The organism is Xanthomonas sontii, from assembly GCF_040529055.1.
In the GTDB taxonomy this organism is placed as follows: Bacteria; Pseudomonadota; Gammaproteobacteria; order Xanthomonadales; family Xanthomonadaceae; genus Xanthomonas_A; species Xanthomonas_A sontii.
In genome coordinates, this window is record NZ_CP132342.1 from 4539428 (window position 1) to 4553671 (window position 14244).

The 14244-nt window shown below is 67.8% G+C and carries 12 protein-coding genes; 4 read left to right on the forward strand and 8 right to left on the reverse strand.

What is annotated here, in order from left to right; all coding sequences use genetic code 11:
* Positions 1-159: 159 nt before the first annotated feature.
* Both RAB70_RS19115 and RAB70_RS19120 read right to left on the reverse strand, forming a co-directional pair.
* Positions 160-2676 (reverse strand): excinuclease ABC subunit UvrA, encoded by a 2517-nt coding sequence (locus RAB70_RS19115; RefSeq protein ID WP_265530739.1) that lies wholly within the window; start codon positions 2674-2676, stop codon positions 160-162.
* A 135-nt stretch (positions 2677-2811) separates the two neighbouring features.
* A complete protein-coding gene (locus RAB70_RS19120; protein ID WP_148829435.1) occupies positions 2812-3453 on the reverse strand; it encodes an HD domain-containing protein in 642 nt (213 codons plus the stop codon).
* 227 nt (positions 3454-3680) lie between these two features.
* Here RAB70_RS19120 and RAB70_RS19125 point away from each other — a divergent pair, with 227 nt between their 5' ends.
* The 4 genes from RAB70_RS19125 to RAB70_RS19140 all read left to right on the forward strand — a co-directional run bounded on the left by RAB70_RS19125 (position 3681) and on the right by RAB70_RS19140 (position 5990).
* Entirely contained in the window at positions 3681-4142 is a 462-nt protein-coding gene (locus tag RAB70_RS19125; protein ID WP_148829434.1) for a GNAT family N-acetyltransferase, read from the forward strand.
* Positions 4143-4286: 144 nt separating this feature from the next.
* On the forward strand, positions 4287-4547 hold the full coding sequence (locus tag RAB70_RS19130) for a hypothetical protein (RefSeq protein WP_225851680.1): 261 nt from the start codon (positions 4287-4289) through the stop codon (positions 4545-4547).
* 78 nt (positions 4548-4625) lie between these two features.
* Complete coding sequence (locus RAB70_RS19135) at positions 4626-5048, forward strand: hypothetical protein (protein ID WP_148829432.1); 423 nt, start codon at positions 4626-4628, stop codon at positions 5046-5048.
* Positions 5049-5111: 63 nt separating this feature from the next.
* Positions 5112-5990, forward strand: a complete 879-nt coding sequence (locus RAB70_RS19140) for an XVIPCD domain-containing protein (protein ID WP_225851679.1) — start codon at positions 5112-5114, stop codon at positions 5988-5990.
* Positions 5991-6397: 407 nt separating this feature from the next.
* On the opposite strand, the gene RAB70_RS19145 is transcribed toward RAB70_RS19140, so the two are convergent.
* The 6 genes from RAB70_RS19145 to RAB70_RS19175 form a co-directional block, all read right to left on the reverse strand.
* Positions 6398-7288, reverse strand: coding sequence for a restriction endonuclease (locus RAB70_RS19145; protein WP_148829431.1), 891 nt, complete (start codon positions 7286-7288; stop codon positions 6398-6400).
* Between the two features lie 361 nt (positions 7289-7649).
* Complete coding sequence (locus RAB70_RS19155; protein ID WP_148829430.1) at positions 7650-8063, reverse strand: hypothetical protein; 414 nt, start codon at positions 8061-8063, stop codon at positions 7650-7652.
* Positions 8047-8718 (reverse strand): transcriptional regulator, encoded by a 672-nt coding sequence (locus tag RAB70_RS19160; protein WP_225851678.1) that lies wholly within the window; start codon positions 8716-8718, stop codon positions 8047-8049. The genes RAB70_RS19155 and RAB70_RS19160 overlap by 17 nt, the downstream gene beginning before the upstream one ends.
* 98 nt (positions 8719-8816) lie before the next feature.
* On the reverse strand, positions 8817-10982 hold the full coding sequence (locus tag RAB70_RS19165) for a GGDEF domain-containing protein (RefSeq protein ID WP_353949535.1): 2166 nt from the start codon (positions 10980-10982) through the stop codon (positions 8817-8819).
* A 359-nt stretch (positions 10983-11341) separates the two neighbouring features.
* Positions 11342-12577: a hypothetical protein gene (locus RAB70_RS19170; protein ID WP_148829428.1), complete on the reverse strand. Its 1236-nt coding sequence runs from the start codon at positions 12575-12577 to the stop codon at positions 11342-11344.
* 310 nt (positions 12578-12887) lie between these two features.
* Positions 12888-14180, reverse strand: coding sequence for an adenylosuccinate synthase (locus tag RAB70_RS19175; protein WP_010340110.1), 1293 nt, complete (start codon positions 14178-14180; stop codon positions 12888-12890).
* Between the last annotated feature and the right edge of the window lie 64 nt (positions 14181-14244).

A 14244-nucleotide genomic window follows, 5' to 3' on the forward strand; every position in this document is an offset into this window, starting at 1 on the left:
GAGCCTTACCCGGGTGCACTGTGGGAGGGACTTCAGTCCCGACGCTTTGCAGGGTCAGGCACCCGGCAGGCTTCGCTCGCTGCGACTGCAGCATCGTGCATTCCGGCATGCCCTCGCCGTGTCGGAACTGGCGAAGACCACGCGCCGCGACGCGCGCGCCTACCCCGCCAATTCCGCAGCCAGGAAAGGCGCCGTTCGGCTGCCTGCATGCGTCGCCACCACGCCCGGCACGCCCGCCGCCACGACCTTGCCGCCCGCCCCGCCCGCGCCTGGCCCCATGTCAATGATCCAGTCGCTGGCCGCGGCCACGCGCATGTCGTGCTCCACTGCCACCACGGTGTTGCCCGCCTCCACCAGCCCGTGCAATTGCCGCAGCAGCGTGTCCACGTCGGCCGGATGCAGACCGGTGGTGGGTTCGTCCAGCACGTACACGGTGCCGCGGCGCTGCGCGCGCTGCAGTTCGGTGGCCAGCTTGATCCGCTGCGCCTCGCCGCCGGACAGTTCGGTGGCCGGCTGGCCCAGGCGCAGATAGCCCAGGCCCACCTCCATCAGCACCTGCAGCGGCCGCGCGATCGCCGCATCGTCGGCAAAGAACTCCAGCGCCTGCGCCACGGTCATGCGCAGCACCTGTGCGATGTTCTGGCCGCGCAGTTCGATCTCCAGCGTCTTGGCGTTGTAGCGCGCGCCATGGCAGGTCGGGCACGGCGCATACACGCTGGGCATGAACAGCAGCTCCACGCTCACCGCACCCTCGCCTTCGCAGGTCTCGCAGCGGCCCTTGGCGACGTTGAACGAAAAACGCCCGGCGTCGTACTTGCGCTTGCGCGCTGCCGGCGTGGCCGCGAAGCGCTTGCGCACATGGTCGAACAGGCCGGTGTAGGTCGCCAGGTTGGAGCGCGGCGTGCGCCCGATCGGCGCCTGGTCCACCTGTACCAATCGCCGCACGTGTTCCAGGCCGCCGGCAATGTAGCCATCGGTGGCGACGCGCGCACCGCGCTCCAGCGGATCCAGTTCCTCGTCCGCCTCGGCCGGCGCCTGCCCCAGTTGCGTGCCCAGCAATTCCACCAGCGCCTGGCTGACCAGCGAGGACTTGCCCGAGCCGGACACGCCGGTGACCGTGGTGAACACGCCCAGCGGGATGTCCACGTCCAGCGCGACCACGTTGTTGCGGCTGACCTCGCGCAACTGCAGCCAGGCCTCCGGCGAGCGCGACGCCTGCGCAGCGGCGTGCGGTTCGGCGAACAGGTAGCGGCGCGTGGACGAGGCCTGCACCTGCGCCAATCCCGCGGGCGGACCGCTGTACAGCACCTGCCCGCCGTGCTCGCCGGCACCGGGGCCGACATCGACGATCCAGTCGGCATGGCGGATCACGTCGATCTCGTGCTCGACCACGAACAGCGAATTGCCAGCGCCCTTGAGCTGGTCCAGCGCACCCAGCAACGCCTGCGTGTCGGCCGGATGCAGGCCCGCCGACGGCTCGTCCATCACGTAGACCACGCCGAACAGCTGCGAGCGGATCTGCGTGGCCAGGCGCAGCCGCTGCAGTTCGCCCGGCGACAGCGTCGGCGTACTGCGTTCCAGGGTCAGATAACCCAGGCCCAACGCCTCCACCACCTGGATCCGCGCCAGCAGGTCCTGGGCGATGCGCTGCGCGGCCAGCGCCTGCTCCGGATGCCGCGATCGGCCCTGCATGCGGCCTTCCGCCGCGGGACGCAGCAGCTCGGCCACCTCGCCGAGCGGGCGCTGTGACAGTTCGCCGATGTCCAGCCCGGCGAAGGTCACCGACAGCGCCTCGCGGCGCAGCCGCTTGCCGTCGCAGCTGGGGCACGCGGTGCTGATCAGGTATTGCGCCACGCGTTTCTTGATCAGCGCGCTCTGCGTGCTGGCGAAGGTATGCAGCACGTAACGGCGCGCGCTGCTGAAGGTGCCCATGTACGCCGGCTCCTGCTTGCGCTTGAGCGCACGCTGGGTCTCGGCCAGGGTGAAGCCGGGATACACCGGCACGGTCGGTTGCTCGTCGGTGTACAGGATCCAGTCGCGGGTCTTCTTCGGTAATTTCGCCCACGGCACGTCGACGTCGTGGCCGAGCGTGGTGAGGATGTCGCGCAGGTTCTGCCCGTGCCAAGCCGGCGGCCACGCCGCCACTGCCCGCTCGCGGATGCTCAGCGAACGGTCCGGCACCATCGACGCCTCGGTGGCGTCGTAGATGCGCCCCAGCCCATGGCAGGTGGGGCAGGCGCCGGCCGGCGTGTTCGGCGAGAAGCCGTCGGCATGGATGATGTCCTGCCCCGGCGGATACGTGCCGGCGCGCGAATACAGCATGCGCAGCGAGTTGGAGATGGTGGTGACGCTGCCCACCGACGAGCGCGTGCTCGGCGCACCGCGATGCTGCTGCAGCGCCACCGCCGGCGGCAGGCCGTCGATGGCGTCCACATCGGCGACGCCGGCCTGGTCGATCAGGCGCCGCGCATACGGCGAGATCGAATCCAGATAGCGCCGCTGCGCCTCGGCGAACAGCGTGCCGAACGCCAGCGACGACTTGCCCGAACCGGACACGCCGGTGAACACCACCAGCGCATCGCGCGGCAGCTCCACGTCCACATCCTTGAGGTTGTGCTCGCGCGCACCGCGGACGCGCACGAAGCCGGAAGCGGCGGAAGCGGGAGGCGTGGACATGGGCAGGACCGGCAACGCGAAGGAGCGCGCAAGCTTAGCCGGTCGGCTGCCACGAGCGTGTCGCGGCGACTTTGCTGCGGCGTGTTCAGCCCGCTATCGACGCAGAACGGCGCACCTTCTCCGGCGACGCAAGTCTCAGCTCAAGGCAGGCGCCGCCAGCGTGTCGGCATCCTCGTCACGCGCGGCCAACGCCTGCATCCGCGTCACCGCACTGGCGAAGGCGCGCAGCACCGCCACACCGCGTTCGGCGTAGATCGCATGCAGCGCCTGGTAGTACCACAACGTGCCGTCGCGCCCAGCAGTGAAGCGCTCGAACACTGCCGCACCGACCTCGGGATCTTCCAGGTCGGCGACGATGCTGCGCGCGTTGTAGAGCTTGTCGCAGGCCGACACCAGCAGCACCGCGTCCGGGGCCTGCGCCAGATGCGCCAGATACGCCTGCTTGCGGATGCGCCAGTCGCGGCGCTTGGCCGGCACGTCCGCGGGCACCGCCTTGCGCTCGGCCGTGGCGTCGGTACAGGCCATCACCATGTCCGCCACCGCCTCGCCGAACTGCGCGCGGATCACGCCCTCATGGCCGGCGCCGCAATCCTCCACCACGTCGTGCAGCAGCGCCGCGATCGCCTGGTCCTCGTCGCCGCCGGCCTCCAGCACCAGCGTCGACACGCCCAGCACGTGGCTCAGATACGGCACCGTGCCGCCCTTGCGGAACTGGCCGGCGTGGGCGATGCGCGCGTAGTCCACGGCGCGCGCGTAACGTTCGGTGAGAGCGGTCATGCGGCGATCCTGATGGAACAGGCCGGCATTATCGCCAAACTTGCCGACGTGAGCGCGTGGAGATGCGGGTGGACGTGGCTGCTGTTCAAGCCGCGTGTGGCGTCCCATTGCATGCGTGATGGGCCGACAGCCCGCACGGACGCGGGCTGCCGCGCAGCCCTGCCCTGGTCCAGGCGCGTTCCCCGCTTACACTTCGCTCTTCCCACACCACCGCAACGCTCGCACACATGGACGTCCGTCATCTCGACCAGCACGCCCCGGAACTACCGCAGATCGCCGCCTGGTACCACGCGGCCTGGGGCCGCGAAGCGGGTTTCTCGCTGGACGACGAACTGCGCCAACTGCAGCGCGCCCCGAATGCGCACGACCTGCCGCGCGTGCTGGCGGCCTTCGACGGCCCTCGACTGATCGCCGCCGTGCAGCTGAAATACCGGGAAATGGACGCCTTCCCGCAATACCCATACTGGTTGGGCGGCATGTACGTGGACACGGCCTATCGCGGACGTGGCATCGCCGGCCGCCTGCTCGCCCATGCCCTGGCCGACGCCGCGGACCTGGGCCTGGACGCCCTGTACCTGCAGACCGAGCACTTGGACGGCGGCCTGTACGCCCGCCACGGCTGGCAGCCCGTGCAGGAAGCCGATTCCTACGGCAGCCGCGTGCTGCTGATGGTCCGCCCGGTCGGCTGAGTGGGTGCCCAGGGGGCCGCGTCTGCACATTACTTTTCCCCCGCGCCGCGTTAACGTGGCGCTTGGAAAGATAGGGCGTCAGCCACCAACCGACCGCTCGATCGACAGACACGCATGAACGCAGCGCCGAGGATGCAACCCACCATGATCACCGACACCGCCCACGCCGTGGACGACACCGCCACCGACAGCGCCCCGACCCCGCCCGCGCGCCGTGCCGCCATCTCCGGCCGCGCCGCCGCGCACAGCGTGTACCGCTCGCCGCTGTCCGCCGACGACGCCAGCGGCGACGCGCTGCGCCTGCGCGAACAACGCGCCAAGCGCGCGGCACAGGTCGCCGCCGTCGGCACCGTCGCCGCCCTGGCTGCCGTGGCCCTGATCGCCTGGCGTCGCGCACGGCGCTGACCGCGCAACAGCCCAAGACGCATCCGGCATCATGCGCCGAGCAGGAAGCTCGCCACCGCCCACGCAGGGAACGTTCTCATGACGCCATGGCACCGCATCGCCCAATTCGCCGGCCTGGCGCTGGTCGCCAGCGCCTGCAGCATGCCCGCCGCCGCCCGCAAGACGCCCATGGCCTCCGAGGTGCTGAGCGTCCCGGCCGACCTGCCCAACCAGCGCCTGTTCGACTGCGCCGAATCCAGCATCGCCACCCTGTCGGAGACCAGCAGTTCCTGGCCCAAGGTCACCCGCGAAGACCCGGCCAAGGGCATCCTGGAATCGGGCGACTTCCCCGAAACGAACCGCAGCGGTTTTCGCCTGCGCCTGGAGCGCCCACCGGGCGCCAGCCAAGCCAAGCTCGCCCTCAAGGGCGCTGGCGCCTACTTCGTCGACCTGGGCGTCGACCAGGCGATGCAAGATCTCAAGACCGCGTTGGATCGCTGCGTCGCCACGCGGCCGCTGTGAGCCCGAATAGCACACGATAGTTCTGACTCCCGCGCCGTACAGCGACCAAGGTAGGACACGACCATGCCCAATTACGCCATCGAAGCCCGCTCGCTCGGCGTCATCGGCATCGCTGGCCACGCCTTCTGGGTGCTGCGCGACGAACACGGCAAGGCCGTGGCGGAACTGCATGGCCTGGCCACCGATCGCCAGACCGGCCAGGCCATCCCCATCGGCACCGACGCCACCCGGCACTCGCTGCGCGCCTGGCACCACCCGCACGATCCCGCCTACGCCCGCTCCATCGGCGAGAAGGTCGACAGCACCACCTACATCCGCGACGACCAGCCGGCGCGCACGGTCGCCACCGGCAACGAGCACGAGATCCTGGAGCGCTGGAATACCGCGGTGCGCGCCGTGCCGGAACTCAACGCCCAGGACCGCGACTATCCGAACTACGGCTTCAAGGTCTTCGGCGAGACCATCAACAGCAACTCCGCCTACCGCACCTTCGGCGAGCTGATGGACGTGCCGGTGCGGGGTTTCCCTGGACGCCTCGAACCGGGCATCGGCCACCGCATGCTGTCGCCGGAACGCACCGAGGAACTGCGGTATCACGCACCGGGCGAACAGGATCGGCAGCGCGCACCCGCCCCCGCGGCCGATCCCACGCGCGCCGACCATCCCGATCACACGCTGCTGCAGCAGATCCGCGACAAGGTCCAAGGCCTCAACGGCCCTGGCCAGTTGAACCCGGCCGACAACGACCGCGTCAGCGCCAGCCTGTACGCCCTGGCCAAGCAACACCACTTCAGCAGCGTTGACCAGGCCGCGCTCAGCCAGCAGACCGCAACCGCTGCCCCTGGCGAAGCATCTTCATCGCGCAGGTTTCCTGCCAACGATCCAACCAAGCAGCATGCGCATATGTCAAAGGCGTGCCTCACCGCCGCGCACAAAGGCTAATCACAAGGCTGGATGCAACATCGACTCAGGATTCAGAAGTGCGGACGATGCTGTATCCGTCTTTGCTGTAGAGACCATTGAGCCTTGAATCCAGCGCACACATGCGAACGGAGTAACCCAAAGCGGATAGGTGATGGAAGACTTTCCTGACATCCCCCAACTCGATCTGGTTTACGCTTCGATTGGCGCCAGTACCCGGCTGTGCAACCCGAAAGGCCACTCTACCTGTATCGCGGCGCTTTACTCTTCAGGGGTACAGCCGGACGCCGTTAAGGTGCTCGAACCAGAAGCTCGTATCTATACGTTTCACGTGCATAGCAACTCCCTGAAGTAGGCCCCGGTTTCCAGCTAGCCGCCCAGCACAACAGGCGCTCCCAGCGAAAAAAGACCAAGTACGAAATCCGTCCTTACTCATCCCCAGCCAGGAACCAAACAGGCTTGAGCGGCAGACGCGCCCGTGCGACGTCGTCGAGCTGCGCATAGTGCTCCGTCCACAACCCAAGCAGCTTGCGCGCATCGATCAGGCTGATCCGCCGATGCGACTGCCGTGCCTCGTAGTCCGCATCCTTGGTGAAGCCGGACAGAGCTACGAACAGACCCACGTCGCCCTCGCCGAGGACGGCCATGAAGCTGCGCAGACCCATCACGTCGATGCGCGGAGAGTTGGCGTTGCGCTTGACCTGCACTTTGATGCGCGGCGGCCGAGTGCCGAGCGGGTCGTTGTAGGCGATGATGTCGGTGCCGCCGTCCTTGCCGGGCGGGGCGATCCAGGCGACGTGGTAGCCCATCGCCTTCAGCAGCGAGCCGACCAGTTCCTGGAAATCGTAAGGCGGCATCGCCGCCAGGTACGCCTCGATCTCGGTCCAGGCCATCTCCTCGGCTTCTTCCAGGGTGATGGTGGCCGAACCTTCGTCGAGTTCTTCCTCGCCCTCCTCGTCCTCGATCGGGTCGGGCTGGGCGCTCTTCCATTTGCGGTAGAGCTGGCCGACCGCGCGGGTGAACTGTTCGGGGTCGGGATAGATCTGCAAGGCGGCCTCGCCGTCGGGCGTCAGGGTCCAGATGCCTTTGTCCTTGACCAGCCAACCGGCCTTCACCGGCGCCACGGTGCTGAAGCGCACGATCTTCTCGAAACGGCGGCCGCCGGTCTGGTAGTCCCCGGCCTCGTACTCGGTCATCGTGACCTGCTTGGCCAGCACCTCCAGCGCGTCGCTGGCCCGCATTCCCTCCGGCTGCGCCTTGAGGATCTGGAACAGCATGCGGATCAGCTCGCCTTTGCGGCGCTTGGTGATGTTGGCCATCGGCTCTCCATGTCTCCGGTGTCTTTGGTGCGGGACGCATGCTCAATGATAGCCGCCTTCACGCTGGGGGCTTACCGCTAGGCTCCCGGCTTGCATGCCGTGTCCAACCGGGACTGCAGCGCCGCCAACACGTCGTTTGCCTCGACATAGCGACCCGAGCGACGGGCCTTGGCGCGGGATGCCAACCCACGTGCGACGAGATGTGATGTACCTTCTGCCTCCTCGCATAGCGCCGGATCGACCTGAAGCGCAGGAAAGGACGCACGTTTCATCGCTGACATGGGCCGGATACTCCGCTTGTTGGATTTCGCCATTGCGATGCTCCTTGCAGGAATGGTTGTTTCAATGCGGCGGCACTCACCTATGCGTCAAGCCCAAGCGCAACCCGCACCGCATCGCACGCCGCAATCAAATCCAGCACCAGCCGCTCGCTCACATCCAGTTCGCCCTCGTACTCGGCGACGTTGCGCTGGTGATGGCACTTGTCCAGCACACGCCACACCTCCGGTCCCAGGCCCAAGGTGTGCGGCAACACCTGGAACACGATGTAGCGGTTGTTGGCGCGGTAGCCCTTGGCACGCAGTGCCGCCAGGCACAGTGCGTGCGCAGCGTTGTAGGCCAGGTCGAAGCGACTTTCCAGGGCGAGCGTGGCGTTCTTGGCGTCGCCCAGGCGAGCCAGGCCGGAGCGGATCAGGCCGTCGAATTCGCGTTGGTCGGTCGGTTCGGCGCTGAGTTGCTTGCCGGAGCCGGACAGGTTTTCAAGTGGCGAGGTCATCCATGCCTCCAATCACCCAGATCTTGGGTTGCTGCAGCACCCGCTGCAGGAATGCGTTTTCGTCGCGCAGGCGCTTGGCGTAGTCGGCACGCGTGTACAGCGTGGGATTGACCGGGCGGCCCAGCCGCGCATGCATGCCATCCAGCGCGCGCATCAGGTCGGCATAGCCCAGCGTATCGGAGATCACCATCAGGTCGATATCGCTGCGCGCGGTGTCGCTGTGCTTGGCGACCGATCCGTAGACGAAGGCGGCCACGATGTCGTCGGCGATGGGCTGCAAGGCCTCGCCGAGCGGGCCGGCCAGGCCGATGGTCTTCTGCACGATGCCGAGCAGTTCGTCGTGGATGGGCGAATGCGGATTGGCTTGGTAGCGCTTTTGGTTGCCGATGCGCTGTACCGTCAGCAAGCCGGCGTCGGCCAGCTTGGTCAGTTCACGCTGCACGGCGCCCGAGCCGCCGCTGGCAGCGGCGATCAGTTCGCCGACACCAAAGCTGCGCTGCGGCTGACCGTACAACAGGCCTAACACGCGTTGCTGGGTGCGAGTGAACAAGGCATCCGCCAGGCCCAGCGTCAGCGCGCGGGAAGAGCGCAACGCCTCGCCTACGCCCGCGGGATTGAGCAGGTTGTTGACCATGCGGTGCAGCTTACTACCCACATGGACAATTTTCTTCCCATTATGGGTATTAGTTTACCCTTTTTGGGTAAATTTCGTCGCTTGATCCGCTTTGATCTTGCATCCCTCCCAGCGCCAACTCACACCACCCCCTGCCCCACCAGAAACACCACTCCATCGCCCCCACCCTCGGTCTGCCGCAGCAGCCCCTCCGCCTCCAGTGTCTCCAACGACACATCGGCGCCGAGATCTGTGGCCACACCGTCCAGCGTCAGCCCCACCCAACGATCGCGGCCGGCATGCTTGGCGCGGTACAGGGCGGCGTCGGCAATGCGCAGGCTCAGCGGCCAGTCGCCGCCGGGGTAGGCGGGGAACAGGCTCACGCCCATCGACACGGTGAGGGCGATGCGGCCGGTCGGGCGCACCAGCGGGTCGGCCTGCAGGCGCTCGCGCAGGCGGCGGAACAGGCGCGGGGCGTCGGCCAGGGTGCCGCCCGGGCAGATCCACAGGAACTCTTCGCCGCCCCAGCGGGCGATGATGTCCGAGCTGCGCGCACACTCGCGCAGCAGATCGCCCAGCCGTATCAGGGCGTGGTCGCCGCCTTCGTGGCCGTGCAGGTCGTTGACGCGTTTGAAGTGGTCGATGTCCAGCAGGGCGATCAGCAGCGGTTCCTGCGTGCGCTCGGGCGTCGCTGCAGCCTCGCGCGCCTGCAGCCAGGCGGTGACGTAGCGGCGATTGCGCAGGCCGGTGAGGGCGTCTTCCTCGCTCTGGCGACGGATGGTGGCGGCGAGCTGTTCCAGTTCGCGGTGCTGCGCCTGGATCTCCTCGTTCTTGCGCGCCAGTTCCGCGTTGATGCGCCGACGCGCGCGGCCTTCGCGCACCTTGAGCAGGAAAAAGCCGGCCAGCGCCAGCAGTGCGGCGAGTAGACCGTAGAGCACGCTGCGCTGGCGCTGCGCGCGCGCCTGCAGTTGCGCATACGCCGCCTGTTCGGCGGCACGGGTGCGGGCAAGTGCAGCCAGTTCGCTGTTCTTGCGCGCCAGGTCCACCGCCGATTCGAGCTCGGCGATCCGGGTCTTGGATTCGACGTTCACCGCCTTGTCGTTGACCGCCTTGTACTCGCGCATGAGGGCAAGCGCCTCGCGGTCGCGGCCGAGTGCGTCGAGGTTGTCGATCATGCGCGGGTACAGTTCCAGCCGCCGGGGGACGTTGTCCCACTGCGTGAACATCTGCCGCGCGCGCTCGAACGCGGCGGCCGCGGCGTCGCGTTGGCCGAGATCGGCCAGAACGTTGCCGAGCGTGGAATAGACGATGCCTCCCTCGCCATGATCGCCGCCTGGCGCCGCCCCCTCCAGCATCGCGGCCGCTTCGCGCAATAAGGGCAACGCCTCCCGCGGGCGATGCTGCAGCGCGAGTAGGTTGCCCAGGTTGTTCAGCAATCCGATCAGCGACGTCTTGCCATCGGCACGTCCCGCCGCCAATGCCTGCCGGTAGATCGCTTCGGCGCGCTGCAGTTCGTTTGCGCCCTGATAGGCCGTGCCCAGGTTGTTGAGTATGTCCGCGCGCGTCAGGTCCTTGTACGGCATCGCATCGTAGGCAGCGAGCGCACGCTGGCCGTAGGCGATCGCCTTTTTCCATTCGTGGGCATAGATGAACACGCCGGTGGCGTTGTGCAGCATGGAGACGTCGTCGGGCTTGCCCAGTGCCTTGACCACACGCTCCGCCTCGAGCAGGGCGGCGATGGCATCGGGCATGCGCCCCTGCTGAGCCGACACCAGGAACACGGTCTGGTTGGCCTTGTATTCCACCGGATCCGGATGCCGACGTACTCTGGACAATGCGATGCGGGCGACCCGCAAGGCGTCGTCCTGCGCACCCATCTTGTAGTAGGAGCGGGCCAGCAGTCGCCACAGCTCGGCGATGTGCGGATCGTGCGGCAGTTCCGTTTCCAGCCGCCGCATCTCGCCTTCGAGCTGCGCGATGCGGAGCGCGTCGCGCGGCCGCCAGATCTCGGCATTGAGTTGCGTGAACAGGCGCACCCGCTGTTGCGGCGACAACGGCTGGGCGAGCAGCGCCGAGCCGATGGAGACCACCCTGTTCGGCTGGCCCGCGGCGGCGGCCGCATCGACCAGTTCCAGGCCGAGCGCGATCGAGCCTTGCTTGTCGGCCGCGGCGTCCCAGGCCGGCATGCCCATCTGCAGCGCGGCCGCCGGGTCTGCGGCACGCACCGCCGCCACGCAGGCCGGCAACGCCTGCGCCGGTGCGCACCGCTGCATCGCGGCCGCGTGCGCCACCGCGGACGATACCAACACACTCCCGCACAGCAGCATCCCGAGCGACTGCAAGATCAAGCGACTGCGCACTGCCGTTCTCCCCAAGATGCCGCAGCACACGCCGGATCCGTGAATGCGGCGGATATCGTCGCACTCTGGTCCCACGCACGCCGTTGCCGGCGTGCAACAACGCCGACCCGTGCAAGGCTATCGGCCACACGGGCAATTTCTTGAGCTCCATCCCATGCAAGAAGCCACGTTACTCACGCTACGCCTGCATGCGCTTTTACCCGTGGGACCGCAACTAGCCCCTCTCCCACCGGGAGAGGGGTTGGGGTGAGGGTCCGAGCACGCAGCACATCCATGCATCCCCCAACTCCGCCCCCCAAGCCCCATCACGGCGGCGTCAGCTGCCTGAGTTGCGCGTCATCGGGAAGCGTCTGGACGCGGTAACGCGGCGGATACAGCGGCGGCTGGGGCTCCATCAGGTCGCCAAACGCGGCAACAGCCTCGTCCCAGGACACCAGGACGACCGCGTCCTCCTCGGCGTCGTCGCGCGGGACGACCAGGGCGATCCGGTCGGCTCTGGGCAACAACGTATCGACGCCCTTGGTCCAGGTGCAGAGCGAAAACTGCCGCGCGCCGTCGTCGCGCTCCTGGTAGACGCTGAACGATGCGACGAAGATGTCCTGCTCGGTCGCGTCGTGGAGCTTGTCCAGCGCCGCCTTCTGATCGGCATAGGCAGGCGCGTCCAGCAGCCGGCGCAGGTCCGCCTGGCGCTGGCGATGCTCGGGCGACGCCAGCGCGAACGGCACCATGCGGCGCGCCTCGTCGTAGGTGAACACCAGCGCGGAGACGTTGCGGCCCTGCGCGGCCGCTTCCACGCTCAGTTCCAGCATCGCGCCGATGGCGGCGGCGTCCCGGTCGCCCACCACCAGCAGGCAGTCGCGCGCCGGCAGCATGAACAGCGGATTGCCTGCCACCGGAACGCGATACAGCACGTCGGGCAGCAAGGCGCGGCTGGTGTCGTAGGCATCCTGCCACGCGCCGCGGAATACGCCCGGTGCGACTTCGACGAAATGGTCGGCGGTCGCGTCACGCAGATTGTCGCGGGCGATCGCCAGGCCTTCGTCCAGGGTGATCCCCCATGCCGCGCGCGGCCCCTGGAATAGCGTGGAGATCGTGTCGGGCAGATCCAGCGCCAGCAGCTCGACGCAATCCTCGGCGATGTCGCGCCATGCATATGGGAATGGCGCATCGAGGCCTTTCTCCAGCAGGTGCTCCAGCCGCAGCTCCTCGAACATGCCGCGATTGCGGATCACCGGCATCAGCGTCGCGCGCACCTCGTCGAATGTCTTTTCCCGGCCACTCTCTTCCTGCGCGTTGAGCGAGGACGTCACATAGGCGCGCAATGCCTCGGCGCGGCCTTTGCGCGTCGCGGCCCTGTAGGCCTGATAGGCGTTGTGCAGATAGATGGTGTAGCCATTGCCGCCGACCAGTCGGAACGCGTCGGGCTGATAAACCAGATCCTCGCGATAGCCCCGCGCGCGCAGGGCGTCGGTGTACAGCCTGGCGAAGGCGTCGGGGCTGGGCGTGCGGCGGAACAGCGTGTCGAACAGTGCAGCGAACATCGGCGTTCGTCCTTGTCGAGTGGCGGCATGCGGGCGCCGCGCGGAATGCTAGCGCAGCTTTGCGGCAGCCGCAGATGGACGCGGACTGCAGTGTCCGCAACGGCACTCCGGCAACTCCGATTGCATCGAGCAACCAGAAAGCGCGCGCACGCGGCTCGGTCAGTTGTCCCTCCCACGTGCATGCACGGCGCACCGCATTACGCGTATCAGTGTGCGGCGCGAAATAAAAAGCCCCGCTGTCGCGGGGCTTTCTGGAGACTCGGCACTTCCTTCTCCCGCATGCGGGAGAAGGAGTCGCGTGCTGCCCGCCTCAGGCGAACGGATCCTGCAGCACCATGGTGTGTTCGCGGTCCGGACCGGTGGAGACGATCGAGATCGGGCAGCCGGCCAGTTCCTCCAGCGCACGCAGGTAGGCGCGGGCGGCGGGCGGCAGTTCGTCCCACACGGTGATGCCGTGGGTGTTCTCGCTCCAGCCCGGGAACTCCAGGTACACCGGGGTGCACTCTTCCCAGCCCTGCGCGTCCAGCGGCGCGTATTCGGTGCGCTTGCCGCGGTATTCGTAGGCGATGCACACCTTCAGCTTCTCCATGCCGTCCAGCACGTCGAGCTTGGTGATGCACAGGCCGGAGATGCCGTTGATGGCCACCGCGCGCTTGAGCGCGACGATGTCCATCCAGCCGCAGCGGCGCGGACGGCCGGTGGAAGCGCCGTACTCGGCGCCGCGGTCGCGGATGCCCTGGCCGATCTCGTCGTCCAGTTCGGTCGGGAACGGGCCGCCGCCGACGCGGGTGGCGTAGGCCTTGGCGATGCCCAGCACGTAGTCGATGTCCTGCGCGCCCACGCCGGTGCCGGCCAGTGCGCCGCCGACAGTGGTGTTGGAACTGGTGACGTAGGGATAGGTGCCGTGGTCGATGTCCAGCAGCGCACCCTGCGCGCCTTCGAACAGCACGCGCTTGCCCTGCTTGCGCAGGTCGTGAAGGATGCCGGCGACGTCGGACTTCATCGGCTGCACGTACTCGCCGAAGGCCAGCGCTTCGTCGAAGGTCTTCTGGAAGTCGACCGCTTCCACGCCCAGGTACTTGGTCAGCACGAAGTTGTGGTAGTCCAGCGCGGTGCGCAGCAGCTCTTCCAGCTGCGGCGGGTAATGCAGGTCGGCGACGCGGATGCCGCGGCGCGCCACCTTGTCTTCGTAGGCCGGGCCGATGCCGCGGCCGGTGGTGCCGATGGCCTTGCCGCCGGCGGCCTTCTCGCGGGCCTGATCCAGGGCGATGTGGTACGGCATGATCAGCGGCGCGGCCGGCGAGATCTTCAGGCGCGACCGCACTTCCACGCCGGAGGTCTCCAGCTCCTCGATTTCCTTGCGCAGCGCGGCCGGGGAGATCACCACGCCGTTGCCGATCAGGCACAGCGCGTCGGCGCGCAGGATGCCGGACGGGATCAGGTGCAGGACGGTCTTCTTGCCGTTGATGACGAGGGTGTGGCCGGCGTTGTGGCCGCCCTGGAAACGCACGACGGCACCGATTTCCTCGGTGAGCAGATCGACGATCTTGCCTTTGCCTTCATCGCCCCACTGGGCGCCGAGCACGACAACTGACTGACCCATGGCTGGGTAACTCCTGGTTTGCTGCGCGACCGTCGGGGCCACGCGGATGTGGTGGCCGTGCGGG

What these genes read in the sequence shown, in the direction of transcription:
- RAB70_RS19170 (WP_148829428.1), bottom strand. Translation starts at nt 12,577, where the DNA reads ATGTTCGCTGCACTGTTCGACACGCTGTTCCGCCGCACGCCCAGCCCC.
- RAB70_RS19155 (WP_148829430.1), bottom strand. Translation starts at nt 8,063, where the DNA reads ATGACCTCGCCACTTGAAAACCTGTCCGGCTCCGGCAAGCAACTCAGC.
- RAB70_RS19135 (WP_148829432.1), top strand. Translation starts at nt 4,626, where the DNA reads ATGACGCCATGGCACCGCATCGCCCAATTCGCCGGCCTGGCGCTGGTC.
- RAB70_RS19125 (WP_148829434.1), top strand. Translation starts at nt 3,681, where the DNA reads ATGGACGTCCGTCATCTCGACCAGCACGCCCCGGAACTACCGCAGATC.
- RAB70_RS19115 (WP_265530739.1), bottom strand. Translation starts at nt 2,676, where the DNA reads ATGTCCACGCCTCCCGCTTCCGCCGCTTCCGGCTTCGTGCGCGTCCGC.
- RAB70_RS19120 (WP_148829435.1), bottom strand. Translation starts at nt 3,453, where the DNA reads ATGACCGCTCTCACCGAACGTTACGCGCGCGCCGTGGACTACGCGCGC.
- RAB70_RS19145 (WP_148829431.1), bottom strand. Translation starts at nt 7,288, where the DNA reads ATGGCCAACATCACCAAGCGCCGCAAAGGCGAGCTGATCCGCATGCTG.
- RAB70_RS19175 (WP_010340110.1), bottom strand. Translation starts at nt 14,180, where the DNA reads ATGGGTCAGTCAGTTGTCGTGCTCGGCGCCCAGTGGGGCGATGAAGGC.
- RAB70_RS19130 (WP_225851680.1), top strand. Translation starts at nt 4,287, where the DNA reads ATGATCACCGACACCGCCCACGCCGTGGACGACACCGCCACCGACAGC.
- RAB70_RS19140 (WP_225851679.1), top strand. Translation starts at nt 5,112, where the DNA reads ATGCCCAATTACGCCATCGAAGCCCGCTCGCTCGGCGTCATCGGCATC.